The organism is Verrucomicrobiota bacterium (assembly GCA_016200005.1).
Classification (GTDB): Bacteria; Verrucomicrobiota; Verrucomicrobiia; order Limisphaerales; family PALSA-1396; genus PALSA-1396.
In genome coordinates this window covers 16,169-30,177 of record JACQFP010000036.1, presented here as the reverse complement: position 1 = coordinate 30,177, position 14,009 = coordinate 16,169, and the positions used below count along the sequence as shown (strand labels likewise).

Annotated in this window: 12 protein-coding genes; 11 read left to right on the top strand and 1 reads right to left on the bottom strand. The window is 56.6% G+C overall.

Annotated features, from left to right (window positions below; translation table 11 throughout):
• Positions 1-94: 94 nt before the first annotated feature.
• The 9 genes from fabG (at position 95) to HY298_13330 (ending at position 10,042) form a co-directional block, all read left to right on the top strand.
• Positions 95-838, top strand: coding sequence for a 3-oxoacyl-[acyl-carrier-protein] reductase (gene fabG, locus HY298_13370; GenBank protein ID MBI3851245.1), 744 nt, complete (start codon positions 95-97; stop codon positions 836-838).
• A gap of 147 nt (positions 839-985) precedes the next feature.
• Positions 986-1,231: an acyl carrier protein gene (acpP, locus tag HY298_13365; protein ID MBI3851244.1), complete on the top strand. Its 246-nt coding sequence runs from the start codon at positions 986-988 to the stop codon at positions 1,229-1,231.
• Positions 1,232-1,296: 65 nt separating this feature from the next.
• Complete coding sequence (gene fabF, locus HY298_13360) at positions 1,297-2,556, top strand: beta-ketoacyl-ACP synthase II (GenBank protein ID MBI3851243.1); 1,260 nt, start codon at positions 1,297-1,299, stop codon at positions 2,554-2,556.
• Positions 2,557-2,624: 68 nt separating this feature from the next.
• Positions 2,625-3,137: a hypothetical protein gene (locus HY298_13355; GenBank protein ID MBI3851242.1), complete on the top strand. Its 513-nt coding sequence runs from the start codon at positions 2,625-2,627 to the stop codon at positions 3,135-3,137.
• Positions 3,137-4,504 (top strand): thymidine phosphorylase, encoded by a 1,368-nt coding sequence (locus HY298_13350; GenBank protein ID MBI3851241.1) that lies wholly within the window; start codon positions 3,137-3,139, stop codon positions 4,502-4,504. The genes HY298_13355 and HY298_13350 overlap by 1 nt, the downstream gene beginning before the upstream one ends.
• Positions 4,505-4,600: 96 nt before the next feature.
• A complete protein-coding gene (locus tag HY298_13345) occupies positions 4,601-6,232 on the top strand; it encodes a fucose isomerase (GenBank protein ID MBI3851240.1) in 1,632 nt (543 codons plus the stop codon).
• A gap of 57 nt (positions 6,233-6,289) precedes the next feature.
• On the top strand, positions 6,290-7,753 hold the full coding sequence (locus HY298_13340; protein ID MBI3851239.1) for a rhamnulokinase: 1,464 nt from the start codon (positions 6,290-6,292) through the stop codon (positions 7,751-7,753).
• Positions 7,754-7,828: 75 nt separating this feature from the next.
• The gene (locus HY298_13335; GenBank protein MBI3851238.1) at positions 7,829-9,544 is read left to right on the top strand and encodes a ribulokinase; all 1,716 of its coding nucleotides are present in this window, start codon (positions 7,829-7,831) and stop codon (positions 9,542-9,544) included.
• A gap of 6 nt (positions 9,545-9,550) precedes the next feature.
• Entirely contained in the window at positions 9,551-10,042 is a 492-nt protein-coding gene (locus HY298_13330) for an N-acetyltransferase (GenBank protein MBI3851237.1), read from the top strand.
• Between the two features lie 41 nt (positions 10,043-10,083).
• On the opposite strand, the gene nifS is transcribed toward HY298_13330, so the two are convergent.
• Positions 10,084-11,340 (bottom strand): cysteine desulfurase NifS, encoded by a 1,257-nt coding sequence (nifS, locus tag HY298_13325; protein ID MBI3851236.1) that lies wholly within the window; start codon positions 11,338-11,340, stop codon positions 10,084-10,086.
• Between the two features lie 204 nt (positions 11,341-11,544).
• Here nifS and HY298_13320 point away from each other — a divergent pair, with 204 nt between their 5' ends.
• Complete coding sequence (locus HY298_13320; protein MBI3851235.1) at positions 11,545-13,230, top strand: NADPH-dependent assimilatory sulfite reductase hemoprotein subunit; 1,686 nt, start codon at positions 11,545-11,547, stop codon at positions 13,228-13,230.
• A 42-nt stretch (positions 13,231-13,272) separates the two neighbouring features.
• Positions 13,273-14,004 (top strand): phosphoadenylyl-sulfate reductase, encoded by a 732-nt coding sequence (locus tag HY298_13315; GenBank protein MBI3851234.1) that lies wholly within the window; start codon positions 13,273-13,275, stop codon positions 14,002-14,004.
• Positions 14,005-14,009 lie beyond the last annotated feature (5 nt).

The window sequence follows — 14,009 nt, the reverse complement described above, 5'->3', positions numbered from 1 at the left end:
ATGGTTTCACGTATCACGCATCACGTTTCACGATTTACGCATCACGTTTTTTTTATGTTCATCAGCGCCCAATCATGATTAAACAACCGTCGTCATGAACCAACTCGACAATCACATCGCCGTCGTCACCGGTGCGGGTCGCGGCATTGGGCGCGCCATTGCGCTGAAGTTTGCCGCGGAAGGCGCGGATGTCGTCTGCGTTTCGCGCACAGCGGAAAACTCCGACAAAGTGGCCGCCGAAATCCGGACCGTGGGTCGCAAAGCCTGGGCGCACGCCGTCGATGTGGCGGATGCGGCAGCGGTTTCTGCGGCCGCCGAAAAAATTCTGGCCGAGTGCGGCAGGGTGGACATTCTGGTGAACAACGCGGGCGTCACGCGCGACGGATTGCTGATGCGCATGAGCGAGGAGCATTGGGACACGGTGCTCGACACAAACTTGAAGGGCGCATTCCTGTTCACCAAGGCTTTCACACGCAGCTTTCTAAAGCAGCGCGCCGGGCGCATCATCAACATCGCGTCTGTCGTCGGCCTGACGGGTAACGCCGGTCAGGCGAATTACGCCGCGAGCAAGGCCGGCTTGATCGGTTTCACGAAGTCCGTGGCTTCGGAGCTTGCTTCTCGCGGGATTACCTGCAATGCGTTGGCACCGGGATTCATTGAAACGGACATGACCGCCGCGTTGAATGAAGCGATGCGGGCGGAGTTGTTGAAAAAAATTCCCTTGAACAGTTTCGGCCAGGCGGAGGACATTGCCAATGCCGCCTTGTTTCTCGCAAGTCCGGCGGCCCGTTATGTGACGGGGCAGGTCTTGACGGTCGATGGTGGGATGGTGATGTAAATTCGCGCTGGACGCCCGCTGCGCCAGCCGATAGACAGACTGGCACGTGTCCATCGAGCAGCAATTGAATATTGAAAAATAATTGCGATTCAGGGCTTGACGCCTTCTGGAACGTGGCATAGACACACATGAAAAACGGAGCAACCCATGGCTGATAAAACTATTGAACAACGAGTCAAAGAAATCATTGTCGAGCAGTTGGGCGTGAACGCCGACCAGGTCACACCGGATGCCAAGTTCATCGAAGACTTGGGCGCGGATTCCCTCGACACTGTCGAACTGGTCATGGCGCTGGAAGAGGCGTTTGGCAACGAAATCCCCGACGAACAGGCCGAGAAACTCCAAAGCGTCGGCGATGTCATCAAATACATCGAGGAGACCAAGCAAAAGTAGTTGCCGCGTGGATTGATTCGGGGCAGTTTTGGCTGGCATCAGCTCAAGCTGCTCCGATTTATTTTATGGCCAGCAACCCAACCAACCGCAGGGTGGTGATCACCGGCCTCGGTGTCGTCTCTTCATTGGGGCAGCAGATGGACACGTTTTGGAACAACCTCCTTGCCGGACAATGCGGCATCGACAAAATCACCGCCTTCGATGTTTCCAACTACGACTGCAAAATCGCCGCCGAGGTGAAGGATTTCAATCCCGCGCCTGCGTTCCCTTCGCCCAAGGAAATCCGCCGCACCGATCGCTTCTCACAATTCGGGGTGTTCGCCGGCCGGGAGGCGCTGCTCGATTCCGGCATGGAACTCGACAAGTTGAATCGCGACGAAATCGGCGTATTCATCGGCTCTGGCATCGGCGGACTTCACACCGTCGAAGAGCAGCACAAGATTTTGTTGAATAAAGGCCCTGGCCGACTCTCGCCGTTCATGATCCCGATGCTCATTCTGAACATGGCGTCGGGCATGTTCTCCATGTATCAAAAGCTGCGTGGACCAAACGTCGCCACCTGCTCCGCCTGCGCCACCTCCACGCACGCCATCGGCGAAGCGTGGCGGACGATCAAGATGGGCGACGCCAATGCAATCTTCGCCGGCGGCGCGGAAGCCACCATCGTGCCCCTCGGCATCGGCGGATTCTGCGCCATGAAAGCCATGAGCACCCGCAACGACGAACCCAAGCGCTCTTCGCGGCCTTTCGACAAGGAACGTGATGGATTTGTGATGGGCGAAGGCGCGGGCGTCGTTGTGCTGGAGGAACTCGAACATGCAAAGAAGCGCGGCGCGAAGGTTTATTGCGAAGTTGTCGGCTACGGCAGCACCGCGGACGCCAGCCATGTCACCGCTCCGGCCCCGGAAGGTGAGGGCGCGGCCCGCTGCATGAAGTTGGCGTTGCGCTCCGCCGGCCTGAATCCTACGGACATTTCCTACATCAACGCCCACGGCACTTCCACGCCGCAGGGCGACATCTGCGAAACGCAGGCGATCAAAACCGTTTTCGGCGAGCACGCGAAGAAACTCGCCGTCAGTTCCACCAAAGGCGCGACTGGCCACATGCTCGGCGCCGCCGGCGCGGTAGAAATGGCCGTCTGTTGCAAGGCGATCCAGACCGGCGTCGTGCCGCCGACGATCAACTACGAAAACCCCGATCCGGATTGCGATCTGGATTACGTTCCCAACAAGGCGCGCGAAATGACCGTCAACGCCATCATCAACAACTCGTTTGGATTTGGCGGGCACAATGCGAGCATCGTGGCGAAGAGGTTTGTGGGGTAGCGCCCGCGTCTTGTAGGTTGTTTTCGGCGCCGCGCCGAAAACTCATGCCATCACCTAATTGAGTTCGTATGAGCAGCGGACAGGATCAAGTCGGTTGGTGGAAAAACCTCGCTCTTGCCGGAGTGGTACTTTTGCTCATGCCGATTTGGATTCCTCTCCTGCTTTTCATTTTGGTTGTTTATATTCTGTTCTCTGTTTTTCTTCATCTTTGTATCTGGTCGATCTGGTGTACTCGTGGTTGCAACGTTCTGTTTGTTTACTCCGATAGCCCGATTTGGCAGGAGCACATCGAGAAACAAGTCTTACCTCGCCTGGGAAATCGTGCAAAGATTTTGAATTGGTCAGAGCGAAACCAGTGGCATTTTCCGCCAACACTTGCCCGGTTAGCGTTTCATCACTTCCGAGGGCATCGCGAGTTTAATCCGCTCGCTGTTGTAGTTCGTCCTTTCCAGAGGTCTCGAAAATTCCGCTTCTGGAAACCGTTCCAAGACCTCAAGCACGGTAAACCAGAAGCGCTGGAGAAAATGGAGAAGGAATTCTTCGACTCGCTCAGCGTCTCGCAGCAATCGGAAAACACTTGATGAACTTCTTGTCGATAATCGAATTAAAGCGCGAAGGTCATCCCCTCACAACTAACCAAATCCGCGAAACCATCTCCGCATACACCGCCGGAAAAATGTCCGACTACCAAATGGCCGCGATGCTCATGGCCATTTACTTTCGGGGCTTGAATACGGAGGAAACCACCGCGCTCACGCTCGCCATGCGCGATTCCGGGGACGTTCTGAAGTTTCCGCGAGACGAGCGTCCCCTCGTGGACAAACACTCCACCGGCGGCGTCGGCGACAAAGCTTCGCTTCCACTGGCACCGTTGCTTGCCTGCCTCGGCTTTCGCGTGCCGATGATTTCCGGTCGCGGCCTCGGCATCACCGGCGGCACACTCGACAAGCTGGAATCCATTCCCGGTTTCAAGACCTCGCTGCCCACCGAGCGCATCGTCGAGATCGTGCAAATCGTCGGCTGCGTCATCTGCGGCCAGACCGACCGCATGGTGCCCGCGGACAAAAAGCTCTACGCCCTGCGCGACATGACTGGCACCGTGCCGAGCATTCCGCTCATCGTCTCCTCCATTCTTTCCAAAAAACTAGCCGAAAGCCTCGACGCGCTTGTGCTCGACGTGAAGTTCGGCAGCGCCGCGTTCATGCAAACGAAGGCGCAAGCTCGCGAACTCGCGCAAGCCATGGTCGCCCTCGGCAACGAGTGCGGCGTGAACACACGCGCGCTGCTCACGAACATGAACGCGCCGTTGGGTCGCGCTGCGGGTAATTGGCTGGAGGTGAAGGAAGCGGTTGCAGTTCTTGAAACCCCTCACCCCATCCCTCTCCCCGTCCGACGGGGAGAGGGTGGCCGGAGGCCGGGTGAGGGGCGACGCGAAGACCTACGCAAACTCGTCCTCAGTTGTGCCGCGCATCTGCTCGTGCAGACCGACAAGGCCAAATCTCTCGACGCCGCACTCAAGCAGGTCGAGGACTGCCTGAACTCCGGTGCCCCACGCAAGAAGTGGGACGAAATGCTGGTGGCGCAAGGAGCAGACCTGGACGTGTTCAACCGGCGGCTTGCGCTCGACCACACCGCGACAGTCGTAAAGGAATTGAAGGCGACGAAGGCGGGATTCGTGTCCCGATGCGACGCACGGCTCATCGGCGAAATCGTTCGTGACCTCGGCGGCGGCCGGCTCTCGAAGGAATCCATCATCAATTACGACGTGGGTGTGGACCGTCTCGCCAAACCGGGTGATGAAGTGAGGGTGGGTTCGATGCTCGCACGCATTCATGCTGCTGACCGAGCGCAAGCCAAAACAGCTCTAGCCAGGTTGCGAACAGCTTTCGACATTTCTGATCAGCCACCGGACTTGCCGCCGTTGATTCGGGACACAGTTTTGGCGTGAGGTTGTCGCAGAAAAGGGCTTCAGCAAACGCCCCCAAACCACTTTGAACTTTGAATTTCGAAACCGGCTCGCTACTTTCTGAAGCGAATTTGAATTATGAAAACTCCCACTCCTCTGAAACCGAAACACGTTTACCTCGTGGCCAACGGCGATCTTCGCCTCTCTGCCAACCAGAAATGCTGGCCCGCGCAAGCCGTGATGGAGGCCGCCATCGCCAAGGCGTTGAGGGCCGAGGGCTGGACGGTCGTTCGCGCGCACCCTTTCGACAAAATGAAGCAGCATGGCTTTGTCGATTCGCAAAAGATAGGCATCGAAGTCTTTCGTCGGCTTGATCCGAACGCGCCGCTCATAGTCGCCGAGTGCGTCTGGCAATACAGCCAGCATGTGCTGCCGGGCTTGTTCACCCATCGCGGGCCGATTCTCACCGTCGCCAACTGGAGCGGCACATGGCCGGGACTGGTCGGCATGTTGAATTTGAATGCGTCTTTGACCAAGATGGGTGTTCGCTACAGCACGCTCTGGAGCGAGAAGTTCACGGACGTTTTTTTCAAGGACGGTTTGCGACAATGGTTGACCGATGGCGTCGTCACGCACGATCAAAGTCATGTTCAGGATCTCGCCCGCTTGAAACTTCCACTCGCGGACGAACAGATTGGTCGGCGGTTCGCGCACGAATTGAAAAAGCAGAAAGCCATCATGGGCGTGTTCGACGAAGGTTGCATGGGGATGCACAACGCCATCATTCCCGACGAACTGCTCAATCCCACCGGCCTTTTCAAGGAACGACTGAGTCAGTCGGCCTTGTATGCCGCCACGCGAGCGGTCTCGGATTTCGAGGCAAAAGGCATTTATGAATGGCTCAAGAAAAAGGGAATGAAGTTCGTGCTAGGTCGCGATGAAGAAGCGGAACTGACTGAGAATCAAATCCTACAGCAATGCAAAATGTATATCGCCGCGGTGCGCCTGGCCGATGAATTCGGTTGCGCGACCATCGGTATCCAGTATCAGCAAGGGTTGAAGGACCTCACGCCGGCCAGCGACCTCGTGGAAGGATTGTTGAACAACGTGGACCGCCCGCCGGTGAAATGCGCGAAAACCGGGCGGGTGCTGTTCGCTGGTGAAGCTTTGCCGCATTTCAACGAGGTGGACGAATGCGCCGGACTCGACGGTCTTGTGACGTATCGCCTTTGGCGCGAACTCGGTCTTGCGCCGGAGAACACACTCCACGATTTGCGCTGGGGACGACCCTACAAGGGCGACGGAGTGAATGACTACGTTTGGGTCTTTCTGATTTCCGGCGCCGCGCCGCCGGCGCATTTCATCGGCGGCTTCAAGGGCGCGAGCAGTGAGCGTCAGCCGCCAATGTATTTCCGATTGGGCGGCGGCACGTTGAAAGGGATTTCCAAGCCCGGCCACATCGTCTGGAGTCGCGCGTTCATCATGGAGGGGAAATTGCATTGCGATTTGGGCGTGGCCAAAGTCGTCGAACTGCCGCGCAAGGAAACCGAGCGCCGCTGGCGCGAAACCACGCCGCAATGGCCCATCATGCACGCCGTGCTCGATGGCGTGACTCGCGACCAGATGATGGCGCGCCACAAGTCCAACCACATCCAGGTCGTCTATGCGCCGAACGAAACGCAGGTCCATCGCGCGGCGCGCATCAAGGCGGCGGCGCTGGCCGAACTCGGGCTGGAGGTGCATTTGTGCGGGAACGTGCGGATTGATTGAGCGAATTTCCGCGAGAACTGGCACAGCGGATCTGCAGCGACATTGAGTATTGCGCGAATGACCAACCACCATCTTGCTTGTGACTTGGGCGCGGAGAGCGGGCGGTTGATGCTGGGAACGCTCGCGAAAGGAAAGCTCGCCCTCGAAGAACTTCATCGCTTTCCCAACACGCCGATCAAGGCGGGCGAGTCGCTGCATTGGAACATTCCGAGATTATTCGACGAGCTGAAGGTGGGACTGAAAAAGGCCGCCGCCCGCAAGCTGCCCATCGCCAGCATCAGTTGCGATGCTTGGGGAGTGGATTACTTGCTGTTCGCGGCGGACGGTTCGTTGATGTCGCCGACGTTTCATTACCGCGACCCGCGCAATCCGCGTGTGGTGGACAAAGTCCATTGGCTTGTCTCTTGGGAAACCATTTTTGAGGAGACGGGTATCCAGTTCATGGCCTTCAACACACTTTATCAGTTGGCAGCGGAAACGCCGGAGCGACTCGCGCGGGCTGACCGGCTTCTACTCATCGGCGATGGCATCAATTTCATGTTGTCTGGTGTTGCGAAAACGGATGAATCGATGGCCAGTACCACGCAGCTTTACAATCCGCGTACCAAGACTTGGTCGAAGAAACTAATTCAAGCCCTCGGTCTTCCGGAAAAAATCTTTACGCCGATCGTCCCATCGGGTACCCGCCTTGGACCGCTCAAACGCGAAGTTGTCGGAGAAACAGGACTCGCAACGATGGAAGTTATTGCATCGTGTTCGCACGACACCGGCGCAGCAGTAGCCGCGGTGCCGGCTGCCGATTCGAACTGGGCTTACATCAGTTCCGGCACGTGGTCGTTGATGGGCGTGGAACTTGCCAAGCCGATCATCAATGATCGTTGCCGCGAGTTGAATTTCACCAACGAGGTCGGTTACGGCAGAACCATCCGGTTGTTGAAGAACATCATTGGGCTTTGGCTCGTACAGGAGTGCCGGCGTGAATGGGCTGAGGCGGGCCATGAGTTCGATTACGCTGATCTGGCCGCGCTCGCCGCCAGTGCGCCACGGTTTGTTTCGCTCATCAATCCCGCCGATGCGCGGTTCATTGGCCCCGGTGACATGCCGGCCAAGATCGCCGCCTTCTGCCGGGAAACCGCCCAGCCTGTTCCAACAAGTCACGGCGCATTCATCCGTTGCGCATTGGAAAGTCTGGCGTTGCTCTATCGCCGCACCTTGAATCAATTGGAAGAACTGGTCTGCAGAAAGATCGAGAGACTGCACATCGTAGGGGGTGGTTCAAAGAATGAGTTGCTTAATCAATTCACCGCGAACGCTGTTCAAATCCCGGTTTTGGCCGGGCCAGTCGAGGCCACGGCGGCGGGCAATGTTCTAGTACAGGCCATCGCGCTCGGCGAATTGCCGTCGCTGACGGTGGCCAGGCAGGTGGTGCGGGATTCGTTTCCGATGACGATGGTTCAACCGCAGGACAAGATGGGATGGGAAACAGCTTATCAACGCTTCCTCGGTTTCTGGCGGAGGTAGGTTGCAGAAAGCATCTTCTTTGAATGTGACAGCGCAGCTTGCCTCGCAAAACAAGTTTTGCCAGACTCGCGCCCCATGAAGTCGTCACCTTCTCGTTCTGGCAAAACGAAGCAGTATGTCATCGGCGTGGATTTCGGCACGCTGTCCGGTCGCGCGTTGCTGGTGGATGTCCACACGGGCGAGGAAGTCACCTCCGCGGTTTATGAATACGCCGATGGAGTCATCGAAACGACTTTGCCGGGCGACAAGAAGCGATTGCCGCCAGACACCGCCCTGCAAAACCCGGCGGACTATCTGACGGCATTGTCCGCCACCATCCCCAAGGTGCTCCGCGCGGCGAAAGTGAAGCCAGAACAGATTATCGGATTGGGCACGGACTTCACCTGTTGCACGATGCTGCCGACCAAGGCTGACGGCACGCCGCTTTGTTTCGACAAAAAGTGGCGCAAGAATCCGCACGCCTGGGTAAAACTCTGGAAACATCACGCCGCACAGCCCGAGGCGAATTTCATCAACGAGATTGGGCATCAGGGAAATGAGCCGTTCCTCGCGACGTATGGCGGCAAGTATTCGAGCGAATGGTTTTTCTCCAAGCTGCTGGAGACGGTCAACCACGCGCCGGAAGTCTATGACGCCGCCGATCGTTTCATTGAAGCGGGTGATTGGATTGTCTGGCAACTGTGCGGGGCGGAACGTCGGTGTGTGTCCGCGGCGGGTTTCAAAGCCATGTGGGTTTATCCGGACGGCAAAGGTGGATGGACTTATCCCAGCCCGGATTTTTTCCAGCCGTTGCATCCGAAGCTGGAGAACGTGGTTGTGGAGAAGTTCAGCGCCAAACTCTATCCGCTCGGCAGTCGAGCGGGCGGCTTGACGGCCGCGATGGCGAAGCTCACGGGATTGCGCGAAGGCACGCCGGTGGCAGTGGGTAACATCGACGCGCACGTGGCGGTGCCGGCCTGCACGGTCACGACACCGGGCAAGCTGGTGATGATCATGGGCACGTCCACCTGTCATTTGCTCATCGGCGAAACGCGGCAGGAAGTGGAAGGTATGTGCGGCGTGGTAAAAGACGGCGTGGTGCCGGGATTTTGGGGTTACGAAGCAGGGCAGGCTGGCGTGGGGGATTTGTTTGCCTGGTATGTGGGGCAAGGTGTTCCAGCTTATGTCCAAGCCGAGGCAAAAAAAAGCGGCAAGAGCGTTTACCAGATTTTGGAGAGGAAAGCTGCTGCGCTCAAGCCGGGAGAAAGCGGTTTGCTCGCGCTGGACTGGTGGAATGGCAACCGGTCCGTGCTGGTGGACGCCGACCTGACCGGGCTGCTCATCGGTGCCACGCTGACCACCAAGCCACACGAGATTTATCGCGCGCTCGTTGAGGCGACAGCGTTTGGCACACGCAAAATCATTGAAGCGTTCACGAATAAGGGAGTTGCCATTGACGAACTTTACGCTTGCGGCGGTCTGGCGCAAAAAAATCCGCTACTGATGCAAATTTATTCCAACGTGACAGGCCGGCCGATCAAGGTCGCCGAGTCGGAACAAACTTGCGCGCTTGGCGCAGCAATGCAGGCGGCGGTTGCGGCCGGCGCGTATCCGAAGATTCACGCCGCAGCGTTGAAAATGGCGCGCGTGCGGAAGAAAAGTTATCAGCCGGACTTCCGGAACAAGCCGATCTACGACCAGCTTTATGCCGAATATACGCGGCTGCATGATTGGTTTGGACGCGATCCGCACGGCACGATGAAGGTGTTAAAGCAGCTCAAAGTCCGAGTGCTGAGTCGAACAGAGAAATGATTCTTGATGATTGTACGCGCCGCAACCCACGCTGACGTTTCCGGAATTCTGGAAATCTACAATGAGGCTGTGCTCAACACGACCGCGTCGTATGATTACGAGCCGCGCACCCTGGACCAACGAATCGTGTGGTTTGACGATCATGTTAAAAACAATTACCCGGTATTCGTCGCGGTGAACGAAGCGAACCGGATTGTCGGCTGGTCGTCGCTAGGCCGTTTTCACGATCGCATCGGTTATCGTTTTACCGCTGAGAATTCTGTTTATGTGGCAGCCGGCCAACGCGGAAAGGGGATCGGAACGCTGCTCATGCCACCCTTGATTGACGGAGCGCGCGAACGCGGATTACACGCCATAGTCGCCCTCATCGACGCTGAAAACGAATCGAGTATCCGACTCCACGACCGGTTCGCCTTTGAACGCGTGGGGCTGCTGAAACAGGTTGGGTTCAAATTCAACCGCTGGCTTGATGTGGTCTATATGGAGCGGCTGCTCTGAGGAAGCTGCAGCAGGCAGTATGCGAAGTCCCTTGGTCGAACTCAAACAACGCTGTTCTCCTTGGTCTTGGTGGCGACCTCGTCTGTTCGTTCGTAGGGAGCGGGCCCAAGGTCGTCAGGATTGCTATTCTTGGGAGGCGAATCGGCCAACGACACAGCGCGCAATCTCGCAATGATTGGCGGCAGTTGTTTCAAGAGATAATCGACGTCCTCGTCTGTGTTGTAGATCCCCAAGCTGAACCGAATGCTGCCGCGCGCACGCGCCGCGCTGAGTCCCATCGCGGTCAAAACATGAGAAGGATCCAGTGAGCCGGTGGTGCACGCCGAGCCACTGGAGGCGCAAACCCCGACCTGATCGAGCAACGTAAGAATGGCTTCCGCTTCAACTGAGTCGACCGCGATATTGGTTGTATTGGGCAACCGTGGCTCTTTGGCACCGTTCCGCACTGTACCGGGGATGGTGCGCAGAACAGTGCTTTCCAAACGATCGCGCAAGGCGCGGACCCGGGTGTTTTCGTCGTCCAAAGTGGAAAGCGCCAGTTCGGCGGCGCGACCGAAGGCAATCATGCTCGCCACGTTTTCGGTGCCTCCCCTTCGTCCCCTTTCCTGGCTTCCCCCGATGATGTACGGCAGAAATTTTGCGCGCCGCTTGACATAGAGCAGCCCAATGCCTTTTGGCGCGTGCAGTTTGTGGGCGGAGAGGGAGAGGAAATCTACCCCTAGAGCGTTGACATCAATCTTCAATTTGCCTGGCGTCTGGACCGCGTCTGTGTGGCATAACACTCCCTTGCTGCGGCAGATGGCAGCGACTTCTTCCAGCGGGAAAATGACGCCCGTTTCATTGTTGGCCCACATCACCGAAACGATGGCGGTGTCGGGGCGGATTGATTTCTCCAAAAGATGCAGGTCCAGTCCGCCGTCGGATTCGACCGGCAAAACAGTGACTTCGCAGCCTCGCTTTTGGAGGGACTCGCAAAATTTGATGTTGGAGGAGTGCTCGACAGCGGTGGTGAGCACGTGACACTTGCCCGGGTTGGTGATCAACGCACTTTGGATGGCGGAGTTGTTGCTCTCCGTCCCGCAACTTGTAAAGACCAGTTCTCGCGGATCGGCATTGAGGAGTGTGGCGACCTTGCTGCGCGCTGCTTCGAGATGTTTGGCCAATTGGTTGCCGAAGCCGTAAACGCTGGACGGATTGCCCCAGTATTCGCTTAGGAAGGGCAGCATTGCGGCTATCACTTCGGGAGCGATCTTCGTGGTGGCGTTGTTGTCGAAATAGTAAATCTTCTGCTCGGTCATTTCCAATGAATCATTTCACAGTTTTTCGTTTCTAGCCTCGGTTACAAGGCATCAAACTCAGGCGTTGATATTATCTTGAGTATTTGACGGAGGGCAAAGGATACTTGCGAGATTTGGCGGTTCACCGATGCAGGGGAAAAATCGAAAAAGCAATTGACAAATTTCAAACCGCTGTTAAAGTTGATTATCTTTAGCAACAAACTTATGATTGATCCTCCAGCGCAAACAAAACCGACGCACAACGAGCTTATCAAAGCGGCCAATCCCACGTTGGCGGGAAATATTGCTCAGACGCTTGCCGACCCGAACGCGGACCGGTTTTCCGAGGACGACGCGCAATTCCTGAAGTTTCATGGTATTTACCAGCAGGACGACCGGGATCAGCGCAAGGTTGGCAAGAAATACATGTTCATGGTTCGCGGTCGATTGCCCGGTGGCGTTGTACCCGCTTCTTTGTTTCTACTTTTTGATCGCCTGTCGGCAGACTACGCAAACAACACCTTGCGTGTCACTTCGCGTCAAGGGTTTCAATTTCACGGCGTGGTGAAGAACGGCTTGGGAAAACTTATCAAGGGAATTAACGAAGCCTTGGCAACCACCTTGGCCGCCTGCGGGGATGTGAACCGGAACGTAATGGCGCCGTCGACTCCAGCCACGAGTCGTTTGGTCGAACGCGTTCAGGAAGACGCCCGTCGGATTTCCAAAGCACTCCTGCCTTCGACTCGCGCCTATCATCAAATCTGGGTGGAAGGGGTCGAACTAAACTTGTCCAACGAGACATCAAAAGATTTTGTGGATCCGCTCTACGGCAAGACTTATCTACCTCGCAAATTCAAAACCGCGTTCGCCATTCCGCCCCTCAACGATATTGATATTTTTTCTAACTGCATTGGCTTTGTCGCCATTGGGGAGGGCGACAGATTGTTGGGCTACAATTTTCTGGCGGGCGGTGGCATGGGCATGAGTCACGGCAATAAACAAACTTTTCCACGCTTGGCCGATGTCATCGGCTTCATCAAGCCGGAACACGTCGAAGTCGTAGCCAAAGCCGCTGTTACCATTCATCGCGATTGGGGCGATCGCACCAATCGCAAACATGCCCGCCTCAAGTACGTCCTCAAAGATCATGGAGTCGAGTGGTTCCGCAATGAGATTGAGCAACGTGCCGGTTTCAAGCTTGAGCCAGCCCGACCGTTCGAATTCACGAAACAGGGTGACCTCTTCGGTTGGCATCAGAAAACCGACGGAAATTATTTCCTCGGCCTTTATGTCGAAACCGGGCGCATCAAAGACACAGCCAGGCAACAACTCAAAACTTCATTGCGCAGGATTGTTGAGCAATTCCAGTCTGAAATACGCCTGACGCCATCGCAGAATTTACTTCTTAACAATGTGCTTCCCGCTCAACGCGACGCCATCACGAGAATCCTGACCGACCACGGCATCCCAGTCGAAAACCAAGCCACGGTCATCCGGCGCGCCTCGATGGCGTGCCCGGCTTTGCCCACTTGCGGGCTTGCCCTCGCCGAAGCGGAGCGAGCCCTGCCGGACGTGCTGACCCGGATTGAGCAATTACTGGCCGAGTTGAATTTGGAGGATGAAGAGATCATTATTCGCATGACCGGTTGCCCGAACGGCTGTGCGCGCCCGTATACGGCGGAAATCGGATTCGTCGGCAAGTCACCAAACAAATATCAAATCTATTTGGGCGGCAATGAATCCTGCACCCGCCTCAACCGCCTCTTCAAGGACACCGTCAAGGGCGAGGACATCGTCAACGAACTGCGTCCCGTGCTGAGCCGTTACGCTCAGGAACGCACAGGCGGCGAACGCTTCGGTGATTGGTGCGATCGCGTGCTGTGGCAAGAAACCGCGGCCGCTCAGAATTAACCGGACCGCGGGCGTTTTCACGAGCACCCGATTCCACATCATATGCTAACTTCTGCTGAAGTCCGTTCGCTTGACCAGCGTTTCGACAGCTTGCCGACCGAGGAAATCCTCGCGTGGGCGTCGAAACGTTTTGGTTCGCGCGCGGCCATTGGCACAAGTTTTCAAGGCGCGGGCTTGGTGATGATGCACCTCGCCAAACAGAACAATTTGCGCTTTCCCGTTTTCACACTGGACACCGGCCTGCTCTTTGAAGAAACACTCGACCTCCAGAAGCGGCTCGAAGATTTCTTCGGTTACAAAATCGAATCACTCGTGCCGGAACTGACCGTCGAACAACAAGCCGAAGCCCAAGGCCCGGAGCTTTGGAAGCGCGACCCCGATCTCTGCTGCACGGTCCGAAAAGTTCTGCCGCTGCAAAACAAACTTGCCGAACTCGATTGCTGGATCACCGGCCTGCGACGGCAACAGTCCGACACGCGCGCGAAGATTGGGATCATCGAAGTGTATGTTTTCGACGAGGCTGCCGGACGCGACATCGTGAAACTCAATCCGATGGCCAACTGGTCACGCGAAGCCGTTTGGAATTACATTCGCGATCACAAGATCCCCTACAATCCGCTGCATGACCGCGGCTATCACTCCATTGGCTGTAGGCCCTGCACGGTCAAAACCTTCAACGGCGACAATGAGCGCGCCGGACGTTGGATTGGCTTTAACAAAGTCGAATGTGGTATTCATACATTCATGTCGAAGAAAATTGATTTTCAAATCTGACAGAA

Excerpts from the sequence above, each read along its gene's own strand:
- HY298_13340 (MBI3851239.1), top strand. The coding sequence starts at position 6,290 with ATGACCAACCACCATCTTGCTTGTGACTTGGGCGCGGAGAGCGGGCGG.
- HY298_13315 (MBI3851234.1), top strand. The coding sequence starts at position 13,273 with ATGCTAACTTCTGCTGAAGTCCGTTCGCTTGACCAGCGTTTCGACAGC.
- HY298_13320 (MBI3851235.1), top strand. The coding sequence starts at position 11,545 with ATGATTGATCCTCCAGCGCAAACAAAACCGACGCACAACGAGCTTATC.
- fabF (MBI3851243.1), top strand. The coding sequence starts at position 1,297 with ATGGCCAGCAACCCAACCAACCGCAGGGTGGTGATCACCGGCCTCGGT.
- HY298_13330 (MBI3851237.1), top strand. The coding sequence starts at position 9,551 with ATGATTGTACGCGCCGCAACCCACGCTGACGTTTCCGGAATTCTGGAA.
- HY298_13335 (MBI3851238.1), top strand. The coding sequence starts at position 7,829 with ATGAAGTCGTCACCTTCTCGTTCTGGCAAAACGAAGCAGTATGTCATC.
- HY298_13350 (MBI3851241.1), top strand. The coding sequence starts at position 3,137 with ATGAACTTCTTGTCGATAATCGAATTAAAGCGCGAAGGTCATCCCCTC.
- HY298_13345 (MBI3851240.1), top strand. The coding sequence starts at position 4,601 with ATGAAAACTCCCACTCCTCTGAAACCGAAACACGTTTACCTCGTGGCC.
- acpP (MBI3851244.1), top strand. The coding sequence starts at position 986 with ATGGCTGATAAAACTATTGAACAACGAGTCAAAGAAATCATTGTCGAG.
- HY298_13355 (MBI3851242.1), top strand. The coding sequence starts at position 2,625 with ATGAGCAGCGGACAGGATCAAGTCGGTTGGTGGAAAAACCTCGCTCTT.
- fabG (MBI3851245.1), top strand. The coding sequence starts at position 95 with ATGAACCAACTCGACAATCACATCGCCGTCGTCACCGGTGCGGGTCGC.
- nifS (MBI3851236.1), bottom strand. The coding sequence starts at position 11,340 with ATGACCGAGCAGAAGATTTACTATTTCGACAACAACGCCACCACGAAG.